This window comes from uncultured Capnocytophaga sp., assembly GCF_937936315.1.
Taxonomy (GTDB): Bacteria; Bacteroidota; Bacteroidia; order Flavobacteriales; family Flavobacteriaceae; genus Capnocytophaga.
The window spans coordinates 52,921-70,723 of the sequence record NZ_CALGWU010000054.1 but is presented as its reverse complement, the minus strand read 5'-3'; the positions used below and the strand labels follow the sequence as shown (position 1 = coordinate 70,723).

19 protein-coding genes are annotated in these 17,803 nt (G+C 37.6%); 6 read left to right on the top strand and 13 right to left on the bottom strand.

Translation table 11 applies throughout. From position 1 onward, the window contains the following. Positions 1-5: 5 nt before the first annotated feature. Positions 6-488, top strand: a complete 483-nt coding sequence (locus Q0162_RS09885; protein ID WP_297891165.1) for a Fur family transcriptional regulator — start codon at positions 6-8, stop codon at positions 486-488. 9 nt (positions 489-497) lie between these two features. Then, positions 498-1,769 carry an adenylosuccinate synthase gene (locus Q0162_RS09880; RefSeq protein ID WP_297891163.1) on the top strand — a complete coding sequence of 424 codons (1,272 nt, stop codon included), beginning with the start codon at positions 498-500 and terminating at the stop codon, positions 1,767-1,769. A 52-nt stretch (positions 1,770-1,821) separates the two neighbouring features. Here the strand turns inward: Q0162_RS09880 and Q0162_RS09875 are convergent, their stop codons facing one another. Then, positions 1,822-2,139, bottom strand: a complete 318-nt coding sequence (locus Q0162_RS09875) for a hypothetical protein (RefSeq protein WP_297891162.1) — start codon at positions 2,137-2,139, stop codon at positions 1,822-1,824. Positions 2,140-2,395: 256 nt separating this feature from the next. Between Q0162_RS09875 and Q0162_RS09870 the strand changes: the two genes are divergently transcribed. Next, a complete protein-coding gene (locus tag Q0162_RS09870) occupies positions 2,396-3,754 on the top strand; it encodes a suppressor of fused domain protein (RefSeq protein WP_297891160.1) in 1,359 nt (452 codons plus the stop codon). Positions 3,755-3,786: 32 nt separating this feature from the next. On the opposite strand, the gene Q0162_RS09865 is transcribed toward Q0162_RS09870, so the two are convergent. From Q0162_RS09865 to Q0162_RS09845, 5 genes are read right to left on the bottom strand one after another with little or no spacing between them, the layout of a single operon-like run. Further along, the gene (locus Q0162_RS09865; RefSeq protein WP_297891159.1) at positions 3,787-4,338 is read right to left on the bottom strand and encodes a sigma-70 family RNA polymerase sigma factor; all 552 of its coding nucleotides are present in this window, start codon (positions 4,336-4,338) and stop codon (positions 3,787-3,789) included. Then, positions 4,338-4,532, bottom strand: coding sequence for a hypothetical protein (locus tag Q0162_RS09860; RefSeq protein WP_002677630.1), 195 nt, complete (start codon positions 4,530-4,532; stop codon positions 4,338-4,340). The genes Q0162_RS09865 and Q0162_RS09860 overlap by 1 nt, the downstream gene beginning before the upstream one ends. A 7-nt stretch (positions 4,533-4,539) precedes the next feature. Next, entirely contained in the window at positions 4,540-5,256 is a 717-nt protein-coding gene (gene bshB1 / locus Q0162_RS09855) for a bacillithiol biosynthesis deacetylase BshB1 (RefSeq protein WP_297891156.1), read from the bottom strand. 11 nt (positions 5,257-5,267) lie between these two features. Then, positions 5,268-6,188: a DUF535 family protein gene (locus tag Q0162_RS09850; protein WP_297891154.1), complete on the bottom strand. Its 921-nt coding sequence runs from the start codon at positions 6,186-6,188 to the stop codon at positions 5,268-5,270. A 20-nt stretch (positions 6,189-6,208) separates the two neighbouring features. Then, entirely contained in the window at positions 6,209-6,763 is a 555-nt protein-coding gene (locus tag Q0162_RS09845) for a glutathione peroxidase (protein ID WP_297891153.1), read from the bottom strand. An 85-nt stretch (positions 6,764-6,848) separates the two neighbouring features. Here Q0162_RS09845 and Q0162_RS09840 point away from each other — a divergent pair, with 85 nt between their 5' ends. After that, entirely contained in the window at positions 6,849-7,454 is a 606-nt protein-coding gene (locus tag Q0162_RS09840; protein WP_297891151.1) for a DUF4254 domain-containing protein, read from the top strand. 41 nt (positions 7,455-7,495) lie between these two features. Here the strand turns inward: Q0162_RS09840 and Q0162_RS09835 are convergent, their stop codons facing one another. The 7 genes from Q0162_RS09835 to Q0162_RS09805 form a co-directional block, all read right to left on the bottom strand. Then, positions 7,496-8,260: a hypothetical protein gene (locus tag Q0162_RS09835; protein ID WP_297891149.1), complete on the bottom strand. Its 765-nt coding sequence runs from the start codon at positions 8,258-8,260 to the stop codon at positions 7,496-7,498. A 12-nt stretch (positions 8,261-8,272) separates the two neighbouring features. Continuing rightward, positions 8,273-8,806 carry a hypothetical protein gene (locus Q0162_RS09830; protein ID WP_297891148.1) on the bottom strand — a complete coding sequence of 178 codons (534 nt, stop codon included), beginning with the start codon at positions 8,804-8,806 and terminating at the stop codon, positions 8,273-8,275. Continuing rightward, a complete protein-coding gene (locus Q0162_RS09825; protein WP_297891147.1) occupies positions 8,806-9,996 on the bottom strand; it encodes an AAA family ATPase in 1,191 nt (396 codons plus the stop codon). Before Q0162_RS09825 ends, Q0162_RS09830 begins: the two co-directional genes overlap by 1 nt. Before the next feature lie 102 nt (positions 9,997-10,098). Next, positions 10,099-10,851, bottom strand: a complete 753-nt coding sequence (locus tag Q0162_RS09820) for a succinate dehydrogenase/fumarate reductase iron-sulfur subunit (protein WP_002673219.1) — start codon at positions 10,849-10,851, stop codon at positions 10,099-10,101. A gap of 6 nt (positions 10,852-10,857) precedes the next feature. After that, complete coding sequence (locus tag Q0162_RS09815; RefSeq protein ID WP_297891143.1) at positions 10,858-12,885, bottom strand: fumarate reductase/succinate dehydrogenase flavoprotein subunit; 2,028 nt, start codon at positions 12,883-12,885, stop codon at positions 10,858-10,860. A gap of 4 nt (positions 12,886-12,889) precedes the next feature. Next, on the bottom strand, positions 12,890-13,564 hold the full coding sequence (locus tag Q0162_RS09810; protein ID WP_297891141.1) for a succinate dehydrogenase cytochrome b subunit: 675 nt from the start codon (positions 13,562-13,564) through the stop codon (positions 12,890-12,892). Between the two features lie 276 nt (positions 13,565-13,840). Then, positions 13,841-14,950, bottom strand: coding sequence for an 8-amino-7-oxononanoate synthase (locus Q0162_RS09805; RefSeq protein ID WP_297891139.1), 1,110 nt, complete (start codon positions 14,948-14,950; stop codon positions 13,841-13,843). Between the two features lie 88 nt (positions 14,951-15,038). On the opposite strand from Q0162_RS09805, the gene Q0162_RS09800 reads away from it, so the two are divergent. Together Q0162_RS09800 and Q0162_RS09795 are read left to right on the top strand one after the other, a co-directional pair. Continuing rightward, positions 15,039-16,232 carry a hypothetical protein gene (locus Q0162_RS09800; protein ID WP_297891138.1) on the top strand — a complete coding sequence of 398 codons (1,194 nt, stop codon included), beginning with the start codon at positions 15,039-15,041 and terminating at the stop codon, positions 16,230-16,232. 86 nt (positions 16,233-16,318) lie between these two features. Then, entirely contained in the window at positions 16,319-17,734 is a 1,416-nt protein-coding gene (locus Q0162_RS09795; protein WP_297891136.1) for a Gfo/Idh/MocA family oxidoreductase, read from the top strand. Positions 17,735-17,803: the final 69 nt, after the last annotated feature.

The window sequence follows — 17,803 nt, the reverse complement described above, 5'->3', positions numbered from 1 at the left end:
GAATTATGAATACACCTGTATCAGAAGAAAATTTAGAAATAGTTAAAAAGGTACTTACCAAATACTTAGAAGATAACGGGCATCGCAAAACTCCTGAAAGATATGCCATCGTAAAGGAAATTTACGAGTATAATGATCATTTCGACATAGAAACGCTCTATGCCAATATGAATGATAAAAAATACCGAGTGAGTAGAGCAACCCTCTACAACACTATCGAACTACTATTAGAATGTGGTTTGGTGCGTAAGCACCAGTTCGGGCAAAACCAAGCCTACTACGAAAAATCGTATTTCGATCGCCAGCACGACCATATTATCCTCACCGATACAGGAGAGATTGTAGAATTCTGCGACCCTCGCATCCAAACTATCCAAAAAACAATAGAAGAAGTATTTAACATCAATATTACCAATCACTCTCTTTATTTCTACGGTACACGCAAAACTGATACCGAACCTCAAACCCAAGAGAGTACAACTAAATAATCAAACAAAATGGCAGTAGATTTATTATTAGGTCTTCAGTGGGGAGACGAAGGAAAAGGAAAAATCGTAGACGTCCTTACCCAAAACTACGATATCATCGCTCGCTTTCAAGGAGGACCTAACGCAGGTCATACCCTCGAGTTCAATGGTATCAAGCACGTGTTACACACCATTCCATCGGGTATTTTCCACCAAGGTGCCGTGAATATCATAGGCAATGGGGTGGTGATAGATCCTATCATCTTCAAAAAAGAAATAGAAGCACTTGCTCCTTATGAAGTCAATCTGAAAAAAAACTTACTGATTTCACGAAAAGCTCATATCATTTTGCCTACTCACCGCCTTTTAGACGCTGCTTCCGAAGCTGCCAAAGGCAAAGCCAAAATAGGCTCTACTCTCAAAGGAATAGGCCCTACTTATATGGATAAAACAGGTCGTAATGGGTTGCGCGTAGGCGATATAGAACTATCCGACTTCAGTGAACGCTATCGCAATCTCACCGATAAACATGAAGAAATGCTCGCTAACTACAAGGTAGATATACAATACAACCTTAAAGAATTAGAAGCTGAGTTTTTTGAAGCTGTGAAAGTGCTTAAGGAGTTCCAACTCATCGATAGTGAAGAATACCTCTATCAAGCCCTCAAAGCAGGTAAAAAAATACTTGCTGAAGGTGCACAAGGCTCTATGCTCGACATTGATTTTGGTACTTATCCGTTTGTAACTTCCTCCAATACCACTGCTGCAGGCGCTTGTACAGGCTTAGGTATTGCACCGCGCACTATCGGTCAGGTGATAGGTATTTTCAAAGCCTATACTACCCGCGTGGGTAGTGGTCCTTTCCCTACTGAATTATTTGATGAAGTAGGTGAAACAATGACCCAAGTAGGTCGTGAATTTGGTGCGACTACCGGTCGCCGCCGCCGTTGTGGTTGGCTTGATTTGGTAGCTCTCAAATACGCCGTACAAGTAAACGGAGTAACTGAACTCACAATGATGAAAGCCGATGTACTCAGCGGTTTTGAAACGCTAAAACTATGTACCTCTTATCTATATAAAGGAAAAGAAATCAAGCATTTGCCTTATAATATTGAAGAACAGAACGTAACGCCTGTCTATACCGAACTCAAAGGCTGGCATCAAGATCTCACCCAGCTCAACTCTTATGAGCAACTCCCTAAAGAGCTATTGGATTATATCAGTTTCTTAGAAAAGGAATTAGAAGTACCTATCAAAGTAGTATCTGTAGGACCTGATAGAACACAAACCATTATGAGATAATAAAAAAGGCTATTCTTAAGAATAGCCTTTTTTTGTTTTTTTAAGTTGCCGCTTATTTGATGAAAGAGAATCCTTCAAAAGATTTTCCTACAATAGGAAGCGGTTTTTTCTCTTCTTTTATAGCATTAATCAATCCTAAGATGAATAACACTAAAAGAACAATCCATAACACAGTGCCTACTAAGGCTAAAGATGTTGAAATTCTCACAAGAATTTGAATTACAATACCAAAAACAATGGATAAAAGAATAAGTCCAAAACCTTGTTTAAGGTGATAGATAGATTTATCATCTTTAGTGCCTGCAAAAAAGGCAATTAGCCAACCAATCAAGCCAAAATAGCTTAAGACTGAAGTTACTTTACTACTCATAATAAATTGATTTTTTAGTTGAAAAATTAATTATGATGCAAAAGTAAATAATATTTTTAATATTTGAAAAAAAAACAAAAAATAAATTAAAATCATAATTTTTTACACATACCTTAGTAAGATTTTTTTCCCTCAAACCTATTGCTAACTATGATATTTAGCTTCTTATCTCTTGCCTGAAAAAATAAAATATTTTTGCTTTCTGAATTAAAAGTTGTACATTTGTAGCGAAAAACTAATTGTATAAAAGAACAATATGGAAAAGACAGTTAAACGATTCTTAGACGTTATCCTCGACCAAGCTACCCCTCTTATCGCAACGCTTAACAAAGGGGTTGATAAGTCACAAATAGCTGAATTTGAAGCTGAAATGGGTATTACACTCCCCACAGAGGTAAAACAATTATATCAAAATTTCAACGGACAAAAAGAAGGTGAAAACGATAGTTTCTTTTTAGATGGAATGCGCTTTATCCCTTTAGAAGAAATCAAACGCACTCAGCAACATTGGCTCGAACAGTTAGAAAGTGTTCCTAATTGGCAATCTCTCCACTTCGATAAAGAAGAAGCTATTGATATGTGCTGGGATGGGGTGCTAAAAAATCAATTCTATAACTCTAAATGGATACCATTCCTTTCCAATGGTGCACGTTTTATGTTCATCGACCTCGACCCCGATAAAGAAGGTGTCGTTGGGCAAATAGGCGAAATAGATTTGGTGCTCGATTCTATCGAAGATTCTTTTATGGATTTGAACCACGACTCTATGGAAGATTGGCTTGAATTCCTTACGGATGATATCGAACAAGGAATCGTATACTACGACAACGAAATGCACTCTCTCATCGATGCAGTTGATTTTGACGAAGAAAATGATATACCTAATATTTTCGCTCCTACCCCTGATTATGTATCCGAAGGTGGCTCTAATGTCTATAACTATTCCGAAAAAGATCGTAGTGATTTCGTATTCCCCGATCGCTCTTGTGTGTATATGGACGAGATTTGCGACCATTTCGAGAAATATATCGGCAAAATAGATAGTGTGTTCCACGAACTCATCTCAGAGTACGTACATATTGATGTACATTGGATTAAACCTACCCCCGAAACGCCTTACCACGTACTATTTACTACCGGTATGAGCGATTATCCTATGTATTTGCCCGAAGGTTTGGAAGACCCGAACGATTATAGCCACGCCGAGTTAATGGTTTATCTCCCCGAAAGCTGGCCTATCAGCGATGAGGCTTTTAAGGACGACGATAACTATTGGCCTGTGTACTTCCTTAAAATGATAGCGCGTTTCCCTCACCAATACAAAACGTGGATGGCTGAAGGGCACACTATCCCTAATGGTCCCGATGCCGAGCCTATCGCCAATACCAATTTTGGTTGCATCCTGCTAATGCCTCCTTACTTATCAGCGCCTCAAGAATTCTTGAAGTTGCATGCTGAAGATGGTACGATTATTAATTTCTATAGTATTTTACCTATCTATCCAGAAGAAATGGATTTGAAATTAGAAGAAGGAGTAGATGCTCTTCTCAACCTTTTTGATGAGTACGAAATCTCTGAAGTAATAGATATTCACCGCAAAAATGTAGCGTTATAAACATAAAAAAACAGATGAAATCTCTTGAGGTTTCATCTGTTTTTCTTTAATATTTCTGCCAGCATCTTCTTGGCTCTTAGCAGGGTAATCTTCACACTGCTCATCGGTGATTGCATTTCTTCGGCAATCTCTTTATAACTTTTCTCGTGCAGGTATCTCAGTTGTATAGCCGTTCTGTAAGGTTCTTTCAGTTGCTTGATGCTTTTTAAAAGGTAGTCGAATTGTTGCTCCATTATGAGGCTATCTTCTATAATAGGAGTCTCATCTATCAGTGTTTTAGATTGTTTTTCCTCTCGGTCTAAATGCAGCAGCGTTTCATTCTGTTTCCTTAGGTTATCTATGTGAATATTTTTAGAAATAGTGATGAGCCAAGTGCGGAAAGAGTAATGTTCGTCGTAAGTATGCAGCTTGTCAAACGCTTTAGCAAAGGTTTGTATGCTAATATCCTCTGCTTCTACTTCATCATTCACACGCTTGAGCTGAAAGTTGTACACATCAGCCCAGAACTCATCTAACAACCAACTAAAAGCTCGTTGCTTACCTGCTTTTGCAGCGGCTATATTTTCAGCTACTGCCTCTGCCATTACTTATTATTTCTGCACTCTTGTTCATCGGGTAAGCGACCGCAGAAGCTGCAAGCCTCTCCCTCAGGATTTAAATGTGGATTTTGGCTTGCACAAGTACCGGCAAACTTACCGCCTTTCTTGCCCCAAATCTTAATTGCCATACCTGCCACACATAGCAGTAATATACCAATAGTTAATAATATTAATTTCATTTTTTAGTTATTTAAGATTAAAAAGAGACTCTACAGATGGAACTCTCTCACAAGTAAAACCTTCCGCAAAATCTGTACCAATTAGCCTACCCAAATCGCGCGCTCTGTAAGTAACACTATCCAAAAAATTCCTATCCGAAATTGGGGTAGTAGGCTCATTGCTATTGCTGTCGTAAAACTGAGAACTGTACGCTAATACGGCATTCACTTTGGCTTCCATAAATCCTGTGATATCTACTACAAAATCGGGGACTATATTCTTCCATTGGATGTAATGGTACACCACTTTAGGTCGCCAAGCTGTTTGTGCTACGCCATTGAGAGTAGTTTCGATGCGGCGCAAACCACTGAGAAAACAAGCATCACTCACGAGTTTGCTGCCTTTGCCGTGGTCGATATGGCGGTCGTCTATGGCGTTGCAAAGTACTATATCAGGTTGATATTGGCGTATTTTCTTGATAATTTCCATTTGGTGAGCTTCATCATTTACAAAAAAGCCATCGCGGAATTTTAAATTCTCGCGTATGCTTACCCCTAATAATTCTTTGGCTTTAGTTGCTTCTTGGTGACGTATTTCAGCACTACCACGTGTGCCTAATTCCCCTTGAGTTAGGTCGATAATACCTACTATTCTGCCTAAGCTAATTTCTTTAGCTATGGTACCAGCAGCTCCTAATTCTACATCATCGGGATGTGCTCCAAAAGCTAATATATCTAATTTCATTTTATTATCTGTTATTTGTTGATTGTTTTATGTATTTCATCTGCAATTTTATCTAGCATTTCGTATCTATTGCGGTAGAGTGACCGTTTGCTTGATTTGATTTCTTCCATTGACTTACGTTGCATTTCAATGGGGAGTTTGAACCATCCATTTTTATCGGGAACTCCATCAGCTTCTTTCCACAACGTGTCATAACTAAAAGTGAGTTTGTGCAACCATTCTATATGAATGAAGTGTTTTTTGTTATGTGCTTGAATTTTACTGCCTACGCCATACAAAGCGGTACAGCCTAACTGCTTGCTAAGCTCCTGAATGATAAATATCATTAGGGCTTTAGGGCGAAGAGCGTACATTTGTTTTTGTAGTTCTTTGATAGCATTTTCATTTTCAGTAGCTTTATTACCCTGTACGCAACCTATACGGCATACCCATTCTTCATTTTCTTTATCAATCACAAACGAGGCTTCGCAGATAGCCTCTTGATAACTATCACAATGTAATGAAACGACTAATTCACCTTCCTTGCGGTAGCGATCGTTATTACCTAAATAGATTTGTCCTTTTTCGTTGTTGTATTTCATTGTGAACTCAGCCAATTTGATAGGAGTTTCAGATTCAACCATATGTTTTAGCAAAGGACGTTCCTTGATGAAGGCATAACAACTCAGCAAAGCCTTCATTCGTTGTTGTTTATTCCACCTTGTAGACATATACACTCTAAAAGGCTTAAAATAGAAACGCGGACGGTGCAAAAGTATCCACTTATACTCTTCTGATTGTATCAAACTAAACCATTTTTTAGCAAATGGAATGTTCAACAAAGTGTGGAAGAGTATCTTGTTCTTTTGTTTTTTGATGTATTTAGGATTTTCGTTGGCAAAACTATGTTCTGTTAAAGCCAAAGCATCGTGTAGTAGTTCTCTTGTCGTCATTAATTCTCGATTCTATTTACTTATTTTTCAATCCATTGTTTCACTTCATCGCTAGAAGGTAAGGTTTTAGGGTCGATTACCTTTTCTAATTTGCCATCTCTCCCGATAAGGTATTTTTGGAAATTCCATTTTACTTTAGAATCTTCTACACCATTTTTCGCTTTCTGGGTAAGAAACTGATATAGAGGGTGCATATTCTTTCCTTTTACCGATATTTTGCTCATCATTGGGAATGTTACTCCATAGTTGATACTGCAAAATGAAGCGATTTGTTCATTGCTACCTGGTTCTTGTCCTAAGAAATTATTAGCGGGGAATCCTATAATAACAAAATCTTTGTCTTTATATCGCTCATAGAGAGCTTCCAGCTCTTTGTATTGGGGTGTAAGACCACATTTAGAAGCGGTATTTACGATCATTACTTTCTTGCCTTTGAGATCAGCAAGAGCAAAAGGATTACCATTGATATCTTCTACAGTAAATTGATAAATAGTTTGATTATCAGCGTTGTTTTGTGCTTGTAGATTTTCCATAGTGAGGGTGAATAAAGTGATAATAAAAGTGAAGTATTTCATAGAAAAATTAAAATTTGTGGCAAAGTTACGCAAAAGGTTTGATTTATTAAAGAAAAACTTTATATTTGCCCAAAAATTAATAACTATGTTTTCAGAAAAAGCTTTTAAAATATTTGAAGAAAGCATCACACAGTATCACATAGCTGACGATGTGTACCAGCCTTTTACCAATCCTTATCCGTCTACCGACTTGCTAAACCACTTGCTTTATCGCAAAAATTGGATTGACACCGTGCAATGGCATTATGAGGATATTATTCGCGACCCACATATCGACCCAGTGGCTGCCCTCGACCTCAAACGCAAAATTGATGCCTCTAACCAAGATCGCACCGATATGGTGGAGTATATTGATAGTTATTTCTTAGATTTTTACAAGGAAGTAAAACCGCTACCTGAAGCCACTATCAATACGGAGAGTCCTGCGTGGGCAGTAGATAGGCTTTCGATTTTAGCACTCAAAATTTATCATATGCAAGAAGAGGTAAACCGCCCCGATGCCACCCCAGAGCATCGCGCTAAATGCCAAGAAAAACTGAATGTTCTCCTCGAACAGAAAAAAGACCTTTCAACGGCTCTCAACCAGCTTTTAGACGATATTGCTGCAGGTCGCAAATATATGAAGGTCTATAAACAAATGAAGATGTACAACGATGAGGAATTGAACCCAGTGCTGAGAGGAAGTAAATAGGAGATAAAAAAACTGCCCCAACTTATTCTGAGGCAGTTTTTTTATTTATTCTTTACCCTATAAACTAATTCTTTTATCACATCTTCATCGTATTCTTCAAAAGATATTTCTCCAAAATCTTTTTTAGTAAGTTGGGTGTTAGTAGGTTTACTTTCCCACCAATTGATAATCTCTCCATATCTATGAAGAAAAATATCCTTCTTCTGTTCGTCATATTTGAAAGTGATGTACTTTTCAGAATCATATTTCTCAAGTACTTGATTAAATAATTCAATAGTAAAAAAATTGTTCTTTATAGAGATGTTGCCAAAGTGATCTCCAAAAGAATTAGGGTAAATTGTTGAATTATAAGACATGTTATATAGATTATCCCTTTTGTTGAGTAGCACTATAACGGGAGCAACAGTCCAATCGATATCTCCAGTAGCTGAAAAATGAGTATACTTATTATCAAAAGCTAAGATCATATCTTCTAATTCATCTTCATTGATGTAACATCTATAAATTTCTTTAAACTTAAATATCTCAGTATCTTCTACTTTCTTTATAAGTTCAGAAATTTTTTCGATGTAAATGAGTCGGTGATGATCATAAAAAATAGTGCCATCTTCATTTACTTGTACATCTTTAGGAGTAATAATAGTATCATTACTTTGTTTAGACATTTCTTCTTCGCCGAAATCCTCTTTAGGATTTTCTTTTATGTCATTTGCTTGAGTTGCTTCATTATTCTCCTTTTTATCAGAAGGCTGCCAGCAATTAGCCACAAATAGAGAAACGATTAATAGAAAGAGTATTCTTTTCATAAGAAACGTATTTTAGGAAGGCGTATTAATATATGGTATTTTGATTCTGTTTTCAATTCGCAAGGTGTAGCCAGTTTCTTGTTTAAAACTTTTCATTTTTTGCAATTGACTTTCTTTGAATATAGGATGGGCTTTATTAGCTATATAAGCGCGTTTTTCTGTAAATTTATCACTTTGTCCTGTTTTCTCAAAATATTCAATAGTACGCTTTAATTGTTTTTCACCATCTTTTACCCAAACATTTGTATTTTTCTTAGATACTCTTTCTTTTAATTCTACAAAAACAACAGCTTTATCATACCAAAGCATACCATCACAGCGGTTGTCCATTTCTTTTTTTTCTTTATCTCGCCAAATATCTATACAATAATCAATAGCGATAAAATGTACTTCTTTTAATTCTTCATTCTCTACTACAGCAATCCATTTATCTCCGTTTCGCTCATCAAGATAGGCAGGCTCTTTATTATCTTGTTCATCGCATAAGCCAAAACGTTTCTTGTTTGAAACAGATTGACATTGGCTATTTAAAAAATCTATCTCCATTATTGTAAGTCTAAAAGGTCAGCAAAGAGTTCGTTAGTACGTCCTATTTCATCATTTAGAAAATTCTCATCAGAAGGGATACCTTCATAACTTTCTAATAGTTCAACAGAGCCTTTTTCATTGAGCTGATAAATAGCCAAATCATCACTATTTACAACTGAAGAAATAGGTACTATCTTATTGAGTTGTTCTTCTTTTTCTACTGTAACTCCTTTTTTTAATTTTCCTGCTTCCACGGCTACTGATACATAATTTACTAAATAAGGACTATGGGTAGTGATTATTAGTTTATTAGCCGATATTTCATTGTTGATTTTTAGCAAGCTATAAAGCATATCACGTTGCGAAGTAGGAAAGAGGTTTTGCTCTGGCTCTTCTACTATATTGACAAAGGAGGTTTTGTTGAATTTTTGTGGTAATACAGAAATAGCAATACGTTTTTGTTCATCACTCAAATGTTTGTCTTTGTATAGTTGTTCTATTTCTTTCCTAAATCTATTTATTTCCTCTCCACTCATACTAACTTTTATTCCACTATCTTTCTTTATTGTATTAACCAAATAATTTGATACTATATAAATGGGAGCAAAAGATTGGAAACCGCTCGAAGCCTCAGTTAGTTTTATTTTATAATCTTCTCCTTTAAGACTTAATGTATCATTTAACTTATCATAATCTAGTATAACATCGTTTATGGGAAGCAAAAGATTTTTTACTATTTCTTTTGAATTATCAAATTCAGTAAGGAACTCTTTTAAGGCATCTGAAGATAGTTTTAATTCTTTTGGTTTTTTTACATAAGCTATAAAGTTTCGCTCAGAAGGTACATACATTATCTGAGGTAAAGAATAATTATTATTTTTCCTTTCCTCAAACTTTAAAAACTTATTCTCATAAGTAATAATATAAGCTTCCCCTTTATATTGGATAAAAGTATTTTCCTTTAGATAATTTTCAATGCGATGATATGGTAAAAAAGTAATTAGAAATCTATTTTTCCTCTTAAACCATTTTTTATCATAATCACCTCGTACTAAAGCCTTTTCTATCCACATAAAGGTAGCTATTAACTTAGCGACAGTACTCTTACCACTACCTTGATTACCTATAAAAAAGGTTACTTTTTTAATCTCTATAGGAGTGTTACATTCTTTAATAGCCCCAAAATGCTGAATAATGATACTACTCATATTTTCTGTAAAGGTTTAATTTTGGGCACAAATATACAACAAAAAAACTGCCCCAAACAATTTGAGGCAGTTTTTTTATTACTACATTGCCAAATCGGCAAATTATCTAATGCTTGCTTTTAAGTACTCACGGTTGAGGCGTGCAATATTTTCAAGTGAAATACCTTTAGGGCATTCTACTTCGCAGGCACCAGTGTTGGTACAGTTACCAAAACCTTCGTGTTCCATTTGGTTTACCATATTCAGTACGCGTTCGGTAGCCTCTACACGACCTTGAGGAAGAAGGGCAAATTGCGATACTTTAGCAGCCACAAACAGCATAGCCGAAGAGTTTTTACAAGTAGCCACACAAGCACCACAACCTATACAAGCCGCAGCGTCCATAGACCGGTCGGCATCGCGTTTAGGAATAGGAATAGCGTTAGCATCTTGTGTATTACCCGAAGTATTTACAGAGATATATCCCCCTGCTTGTTGAATACGTTCAAAAGCAGTTCTATCTACCATCAAGTCTTTGATAACAGGGAAGGCAGTAGCGCGCCAAGGTTCAATAGTAATAGTGTCACCATCTTTGAACATACGCATATGCAACTGACAAGTAGTTACCCCACGGTCAGGTCCGTGAGCTTCCCCATTGATGAAGAGCGAGCACATACCGCAAATACCTTCACGGCAATCGTGGTCGAATGCTACAGGTTCTTCTCCTTTTTCAATGAGTTGTTCGTTGAGTACATCCAACATTTCCAAAAAAGACATATGGTCTGAAATGTTGGTTACTTTATAATCTACCATACGACCTTTCTCTTGCGAGTTTTTTTGTCGCCACACTTTTAGTGTTAGGTTCATTGTTGCCATATCTTTCTATTTATAACTACGTTGTTTTAGTTCAATATCTTTAAATTCAAGCGCTTCCTTATGCATAATCTCCTCACTTGGGTTGTAAGTATTCACCACCTCTTTAGGGTTACCAGTATACTGCCAAGCAGCTACGTAAGCATAGTTTACGTCATCACGAAGGGCTTCCCCATCAGGAGTTTGATACTCTTCACGGAAGTGACCACCACAAGACTCGTTACGCTCTAAAGCGTCTTTAGCAAATAGCTCACCAAGTTCAAGGAAGTCAGCCACACGCCCCGCTTTTTCAAGCTCTACGTTCATACCAGTTAGTTCTCCAGGTACTTTTACGTTCTTCCAAAAATCTTCACGTATTTCGCGTATTTCTTTGATAGCCTCTTTCAAGCCCTCAGCATTACGTGCCATACCTACTTTATCCCACATCACTTTACCAAGTTTCTTGTGGAAGTAATCTACAGAGTGGGTACCTTTATTGTTGATGAAATAAGCCAAACGCTCTTTTACAATGCGCTCTGCTTCATCAAACTCAGGGCTGTCAGTAGGAATTTTACCAGTGCGGATATCGGCGGCTAAGTAATCGCCAATAGTGTAAGGTAATACAAAGTAACCATCGGCTAAACCTTGCATCAAGGCAGAAGCTCCTAAGCGGTTAGCTCCGTGGTCGGAGAAGTTAGCCTCACCGATAGCATAACAACCAGGGATAGTGGTCATCAAGTTGTAATCTACCCAAATACCACCCATAGTGTAGTGAGTAGCAGGATAAATCATCATCGGTGTTTTATAAGGGTTTTCAGCTACAATCTTTTCGTACATTTGGAAAAGGTTACCATATTTAGCTTCTACGATTTTTTCACCGCGTTTAGTAACCTCTTCTTTAGTAGGTTCTACGCCGTGAATTTTACATTGCTCTTTACCATAACGCTCTATAGCAGAAGAGAAGTCTAAGTAAACAGCTTCACCAGTTTCGTTTACACCATAGCCTGCATCACAACGCTCTTTAGCAGCACGTGAAGCTACGTCACGAGGTACGAGGTTACCGAAGGCAGGATAACGGCGTTCCAAGTAGTAATCGCGGTCTTCTTCAGGGATTTCAGTAGGTCTTTTGCGTTTTTCGCGTATAGCTACTGCATCTTCCATTTTCTTAGGCACCCAAATACGTCCGTCGTTACGCAAAGATTCAGACATCAAAGTCAATTTAGACTGATAGTCGCCTGAACGAGGGATACAAGTAGGGTGGATTTGAGTGAAACAAGGGTTAGCGAAGTAAGCACCTTTTTTGTGGATTTTCCAAGCTGCAGTAGCGTTAGAGCCCATCGCATTGGTTGAAAGGAAGTATACGTTACCATAACCACCAGAGGCGATAACCACTGCGTGAGCAGAGTGGCGTTCAATTTCGCCAGTAACAAGGTTACGAGCGATGATACCACGAGCTTTGCCGTCTACGATTACCACATCAAGCATTTCGTGGCGGTTGTACATATCAATTTTACCACGAGCGATTTGGCGGTTCATAGCTGAATAGCAACCGAGCAAAAGCTGTTGCCCTGTTTGACCTTTGGCGTAGAAAGTACGAGAAACCAATACCCCACCGAAAGAACGGTTGTCTAAGAGTCCGCCGTAATCACGAGCAAAAGGAACCCCTTGAGCCACACATTGGTCGATGATGTTGCCAGATACTTCAGCAAGGCGATACACGTTAGCCTCACGAGCACGGTAGTCACCCCCTTTTACAGTATCGTAGAACAAGCGATAGTTAGAGTCGCCATCGCCCATATAGTTTTTAGCGGCATTGATACCTCCTTGAGCAGCAATAGAGTGCGCACGGCGAGGAGAATCTTGGTAAGCGAAAGCTTTCACATTATAGCCTAATTCAGCAAGGGTAGCTGCAGCCGAACCACCAGCCAAACCAGTACCTACCACAATCACGTCGATATTACGTTTGTTAGCAGGGTTTACGAGGTTGATATGGTCTTTATATTTCGTCCATTTGTCCGCTATAGGACCTTCAGGAATTTTAGAATCTAATGTACTCATAAGATTAAGCTGTTAAAAATTTAATGTAATGGAAGAGGGCTATGAAAATAAAGCCTCCGCAGATGATGTAAGAATACCAATTACCTATGCTACTGATGAGCTTTTTGCGAGCATCGTCTTTCCATCCCATAGATTGGAAAGCAGATTGGAATCCGTGCAACAAGTGCAAGCACAAGAACACAAAACACAATACATAGAATCCCACACGTAGAGGGTCGTGGAATTTCTCTATCAATTCGTGATAGTAGCGGTCGGGGTTTGGAGCTAATTGCTCGATGTACTTGTAATTCATTTCACCTACCCAAAAATCATAGAGGTGAAGCCCTAAGAAAAGGAGAATTGCAATTCCTGAAATGATCATATTACGAGACATCCAAGTGGAGTTAGCGCCCCCATTGTAGCTGTAATATGCTTCACTACCACGAGCTTTTTTGTTTTGGAGTTCCAAGACAAATCCCATAATGAAATGGAATAACACCCCAGCGAGCAATACAGGTTGCATAGCAAACTGAATTAGCGGGTTCGTACCCATAAAGTGGGATAGCTCGTTGAAAGTACTCTCACTAATCACTGAGGTAAGGTTTACCGCCAAGTGAATGATTAGAAAGAGAATGAGAAAGAGTGCCGAGAGAGCCATCGCCACCTTTCTTGCAACAGATGTTTTAAATAATCCTGCCATTCGTTTTATAGTTTTTTTATATATTTACGTTAAATAATTTCGCTACAAAAGTAAGGTGTTTTTATTATCTATACAACAAAAATCATATAAACAGCTTAATTTATATTCGGTTTAAAGAAGAAGAAGATAGTTACTCACTGAAAGTAAGGATTTAACAGATTTTAGGAGTTAAAAGTTAGGAGTAGAAGTATATTATAAAATTAGCCAAAGTTTTAAACCTTGGCTAAACTGATAAGTAAGATTTTCTTTATTATTTTTAAAAAAGAAGGCTGATTGTTAAATTAACAAATCAATAAATCGTTTGATTTCTTCTTCGGTATTAAAGCTGTGTAAACATACTCTCAACCGCTCCTGACCAGCAGGTACAGTGGGGGCTAAAATAGGTAATACTCCTAACCCTTGGACTTGTAAACGCTCGGCAAGGGTTTTCACGCGGTCGTTACCACTTACTACCATTGCTTGGATAGCAGAATTGGAAGGTATAAATCCTTCAATACCATATTGGGTTATTAATGATTTGAAATATTCTATATTGTGCCGAAGAGCGTTCATAGCCTCCGTTTGTTGTAACTGTTCATAACCTGCGCGAATAGTCGCTACACTATGTGGACTCATAGCTGTTGTATAAATAAATGAGCGCGAGAAGTTTACTAAATATTGTATCACCTCATCATTAGCAACTACTGCTGCTCCGTGAGCCCCCAAGCCTTTGCCAAAGGTGACAATGCGCGCGAAGATTTCAGTTTCTAATCCTAAGGCTTGTACCAATCCACAGCCGTGTTTGCCAAAAACACCTATAGCGTGCGCCTCATCCACTGCTATATAAGCACCATATTCTTGCGCTAAAGCTACCAAACGCACTAAATCTGGGCTGTCGCCATCCATTGAAAAAACGCTTTCAGTAGCGATGAGCACTGTTTTGTCACCCGTTGCAAACTTTTTGAGCAGTTTTTCTAAATCGTCTAAATCGTTGTGTTTGAACTTATACGAATGTGCTAAACTGAGTGAAATACCATCGCGTATAGAAGCGTGACTATAACTATCATATAAAATTACATCGCCACGACCTACGATGCAAGAGAAAAAACCTACATTAGCATCATAGCCTGAATTGTACAAAAGAGCCCCTTCAGCGTTATGAAAATCAGCGATATAGCGTTCGGTTTCTGTGAATAAATGAGAGTTTCCCGATAGCAATCGAGAGCCTGTTGCACCGTGAGGAGTTGTGTCGCTTATCAGTTGGCTAACACGCTCAGTGATAGTGGGATTTGTGCTAAAACCTATATAATCATTAGAGTAGAAATCAATAGCAAACGAGCGTTCACTAAGTTTGCGCAAGGCATTATTTTTTTGGCGTTCAGTTAATTTTTCTCGGATGTGTTTCATATTGCAAAAGTAGAAAATAATGACGAATTACGAATGACAAATGACGAAAATTTGTTACCTTTGCCACATTCTAAACTTCTTAACAACAATGAAACACTATTTTCTTTTATTATTGCTTCTTTTAGTAGGTTGCCAAGAAGCTGCAACTGATAATTCGCGAGAAGAAAAATACAATTTTCAGCTTTTGGCTGAACAAATTGCAGTGCTCAACAAACAACTCTCAAAAGGTATATCAGGAGAAATATATGATACAGATATTGAAACTTATACCTATTCAAAATCCGATTTAGATGCAACCATTCCGCTACTGCGCGAAATTCTTGCTAAAGAAGGATATCAACAACCTTCAGAAACTGAATTTATTGCAAAAGTACAACGAATTTTTGGTCGAACTATTGACCCTGAAAAATCTACTGATTATCTCTTCTTAAACAATTGGCAACCTTGTGACCGACAAATACGTTACTACCGAAAAAACACTGATGAGGTTTACTTTTATTCTTATTATATTGTTAAAAAGGGACGATTTTTCACCGAACTCTTTGCGTTACCTGAACTCATCAACTATCAAAAACTTTGTCCTGAATGTCTTCAAAAAGAACAGAATGCCCCTAAGAAAATTCAAATAGAAAGTGAACCTGTTAAGTTGTATAAATGGTGTGAAGAGAAATATTTACCTGAACAACGCCAAAATAACATTACAGAATTAGTGCATCGCAATAAATACCTTTTTAACGATAGTCGAGAGAGTTTTCGATGGCTTCAAGAACACGATGCATCGTTTTTGGAGTATTTGGTGCGTTACAATTATCTGAAAGATAAAGAACTGAATGATTTTGTACTTCACAAAAATATCAATGAGGTTCAACTGATTAAACACTTTGGAAGTCTGTTTTGGCATTTGCAATGTGATGGTAAATTGGTGTTTCACACTGAAATGATAGAGGCTGTTGAGCGTGCGTCAGAAGATGATAAAAAACTATTTTTACGCAAAATAGAGGATTATATTCTTATGATGCGCAAAGATAGTGGGTTAGATTTTGCACTACAAGCTGAACTACTTGGAAAATTAGCTTATTATTCCGAAAAAATTGCTGAACCTCTCAATATGAATTTTAGATATTTTGTTAAATTAGGATTTCAAGCTGAAGGATACGAAGGTAGTGAACTCGATTACGATCGCGAATTTAAAAAACACAACTACTACAATATCTCTGATTTTAAACAAGTGTGGGAAGATACGCGTTATGGTGGTACTTGGTACCCTGGAATGCCTGAATAAAAAGTAAACTTTTTCTAATTCTGTAATTTGCTAATTGACAAATTATTTATACCTTTGCCCATTATAAACTTTTAATTTTAACTTTTATGAAAAGATTGTACCCGATGCTTCTCAGCATCTTTCTATTGGTAGGTTTTACAGCGTGTAACCAGCTAAAAAACATTGCTCAAACAAAAAACTCCTATACACCTATAAAAGTAGAAGTTCCTAAGCGCGCTCAAGGTCAAAAAGATGTGCTAAACTTAGTAACTGATAAATTAGAGACAGTGCGTGTGGGAATTATCGGTCTCGGAATGAGAGGTCATAGTGCTGTTGAACGTTATATGCACATAGAAGGAGCTAAGATTACAGCTCTTAGTGATATTCGTCCTGAAATGGTAGAAAAATCACAAAAAATAATTGAAAAAGCAGGTCTTCCACGCGTACCACAATATACCGGAAGTGAAGATGCTTGGAAAGCCCTTTGTGAGCGTCCAGATGTAGATCTTGTTTATATAGTAACTGACTGGAAGCACCACACAGAGATGGCGCTTTATGCAATGGAACACGGCAAACATGTAGCTATAGAAGTGCCTGCAGCTCTTGATATGAAAGAGATTTGGGCACTTATAGATATGAGCGAAAAGAAACGTTTGCACTGTATGATGTTAGAAAACTGTGTGTACGACTATTTTGAAATTACTACTCTTAATATGGCGCAACAAGGGCTTTTGGGAGAGGTGATTCATGGAGAGGGCTCTTATATTCACAACCTCGATGAATTTTGGTCTTACTACTGGAATAACTGGCGTTTGGACTACAACTTTAAGAACAGAGGCGATGTGTATCCAACTCATGGTATAGGTCCTGTATGCCAAGCTCTCAACATTCACCGCGGCGATAAGATGAACTACTTAGTATCGTTTGACACTGAGCCTTTCAGAGGTAGAGAAGTGATGAAACGCGTAACAGGCAAAGACGGTAGCGATTTCAAAAATGGTGACCACACTATCACAATGATTAAAACTGAAAAAGGTAAAACTATACAAATACAGCACAATGTAGTGACTCCTCGTCCTTATTCTCGTATGTATCAACTTACAGGAACTAAAGGTTTTGCTAATAAATATCCTATATCAGGCTATTTGCTACAACCTGAAAATGTAGATAAGGACATAGTGCCTAACCACGAAAATCTATCAGCACACAGCTTTATGCCTGATAGTGCTAAAAAAGCCTTAATGGAAAAATATAAACCACGTATCCTTAAAGAATTAGAAGCTAAAGCTAAAGAAGTAGGTGGACACGGAGGTATGGACTTTATTATGGACTACCGTTTGATTTATTGTTTGCGCAATGGTTTGCCTTTAGATATGGATGTGTATGACCTTGCAGAATGGTGCTGCTTATCGCCTCTTTCTAAGCTATCATTAGAAAACGGCAGTGCTCCAGTAGAAATCCCTGATTTCACTCGTGGTGCTTGGAATAAACAAAAAGGTTATAAACACGCGTTTGTTAATTAGTATCCCGACCCCTTTCCCTCCCCCAAGGGGAGGGGGTAGGATAATATATTTTCCTAACTATTTATATTG